Source organism: Winogradskyella psychrotolerans (assembly GCF_018860565.1).
Lineage (GTDB): Bacteria > Bacteroidota > Bacteroidia > Flavobacteriales > Flavobacteriaceae > Winogradskyella > Winogradskyella damuponensis.
Genome location: NZ_JAHKPS010000015.1, coordinates 1 through 2,158 on the forward strand (window position 1 = coordinate 1; position 2,158 = coordinate 2,158).

Below are 2,158 nucleotides of genomic sequence, written 5' to 3' on the forward strand. Positions count from 1 at the left end.
CTTAAGTTTACAATTTATTAATTTAGAGTTATAAACAGAAAAGACAAAAGAGAGGAATAAGGTTAATATATACGCAGAAGCTTTAGACTTCGTCAACATTGAAAATCCCCTCTCTTTTCTACACAGATTTCGTACAGTTATATGAGGCTTTTAGACCTCGATTTTAAGTCGTTGAAACTCGCGTAGATTGTCCTTTCAAAAAAAACATTTTGTTATGAATAAAGATATTAAATATTTTGGAATTGACATTAGCCATCATGTTTTTGATGTTACGGATTCTTCAGGTAATTATTACCAGTTTAAAAACAATGAGTTTGGGTTCAAAAAGTTTTCAAAACTTTTAAATATTAAGAGTCATTGTGTTATGGAAGCTACAGGTTACTACCATTATCAGTTAGCGTATCATTTGCTAGAGTCTGGTATAAAAGTTTCGGTAGAAAATCCATTGTCTGTGAAACGATTTATACAGATGGGATTATCAAAAGTTAAGACCGATAAGAGCGATTCAAAACTTATTTGTGCTTACGCAGAGCAAGTAGAATTAAAGCTATGGAAAGGAAATTCAAAGGAAGAAATAGAATGTCTTCAAATCGTCAGAATGCTCTCTGTGTATATAAAACAAAGCACTATGCTAAAAAACAAGTTACATGGTGAAGCTGTTTTAGGAAATCCAAGTAAGCTTGTTGTTAGGTCTTTAAAATGTAGTTTAAGACAAATAACAAAAGCGATAAAAACGTTGGAGGATGCGCTATTAGTTTTAGTAAAACAAACACATCAAGATTTGTTTACTCGTTTAAAAACCATTCCAGGTATAGGTCCAAAAACAGCTATTATGCTAGTGGTTTTAACAGGTGGTTTTGATCGTTTTACAAGCGCAAGTGAGCTTTGTAGTTACGCAGGACTTACACCAGTGATTCGGCAAAGTGGAAGCAGTGTAAAAGGACGACCACGAATCAGTAAAATGGGGAATCAAAAGCTACGGAATTTATTATTTATGTGTAGTTTTAATGCATGCAAATACAACAAAGCTTGTCGAGATCTTTATGAGCGAATTGTAGCTAAGGGAAAAAGTAAAAAATTAGCATTGATTGCAGTGTGTAATAAGTTATTAAAACAGGCCTTTGCAATAGCTAAATCTGGATTAATATTTGATGAAAACTATAAAAGTACTTTGGTCAAAAATTAATGGTTTTTTTACTTGTTTTTTACCACAGTACTTTGTTGCTAGTAGTTATTTACAATTCTCTTCAATTAATAAATTCGGGTCAATAATTGCATATTCCTCTAACCACTTTTCTTGATAGTTATACCCCTTTTTTAAAGCCAAACTCCAATATTCGCAAGCTTTATCAGTTTCTCCTATCGTGTGAAGCGCATTTCCCTTACCATTTATAGCATAAACATATGTACTATCCGCATTTAAGGTCTTGTCGTAGTACTTTAAAGCTTCTTCAGGTCTTTCTAGGCGCATATAGTTATTTGCTATTGAATTTAACATTATAACTTTATCAACCTTATATTTTAGGCCTTCGAATAAATATTGATTAGATTCATTGTATTGTCCAAGGAAGTAATATGTATTTCCAATATTATAAAGAATTGTACTGAAATCGTTATTGTAAAATTGTAACTCCTTTTCTGGATAGTCTTTAATAAGATTTAGTTCATAAGATTTTAAATAATGAGATAGAGCTAGTTTTTTATTTTGGAAATACTTTTTATAAATAACACCTAATTCTAAATGAGGTATTGGATTCAAAGTATCTAATTTTATTGACTTTTTGTATGATACTACAGCAGAATCGATATTGTTAAGAAGCTCATAGGTATAAGCTAATTGATTGTAGCAGCTTGATGAATTTTTTATTAAACAATATTGCTTTAAATAACCATTGGCTTTATTTGTATCCTTTATGTGATCATTATAAATAAAATATAATTCATAAAGAATTTCTGTATTCTGAGGGAATTTAATTATTGCTTCCTCCAAGGAATTAACTGCGACTGTTGGATGACCGTCCTTTAGTGATTTACTTGCAGAATCAATTATTGCATTTATTTCTGTATTTTGATTAGAAATACATGAGAATAGAGATAATAATGTAATCAATAAAAAGAATCGGTTCTTCATAATTACTAGCAACGTGTTTGTGTATGG

2 protein-coding genes are annotated in these 2,158 nt (G+C 30.5%); one reads left to right on the forward strand and one right to left on the reverse strand.

Annotated elements, in window-relative coordinates; translation table 11 throughout:
• Window positions 1-214 precede the first annotated feature (214 nt).
• The gene (locus tag KO504_RS06585) at window positions 215-1,186 is read left to right on the forward strand and encodes an IS110 family transposase (RefSeq protein WP_215925545.1); all 972 of its coding nucleotides are present in this window, start codon (window positions 215-217) and stop codon (window positions 1,184-1,186) included.
• 45 nt (window positions 1,187-1,231) lie between these two features.
• Here KO504_RS06585 and KO504_RS06590 read toward each other — a convergent pair.
• On the reverse strand, window positions 1,232-2,158 hold a 927-nt coding region (locus KO504_RS06590), incomplete at its 5' end, for a tetratricopeptide repeat protein (protein WP_354667388.1).

Bases quoted from the DNA above. Each gene is read 5' to 3' on its own strand.
- KO504_RS06585 (WP_215925545.1), top strand. From the start codon at position 215: ATGAATAAAGATATTAAATATTTTGGAATTGACATTAGCCATCATGTT.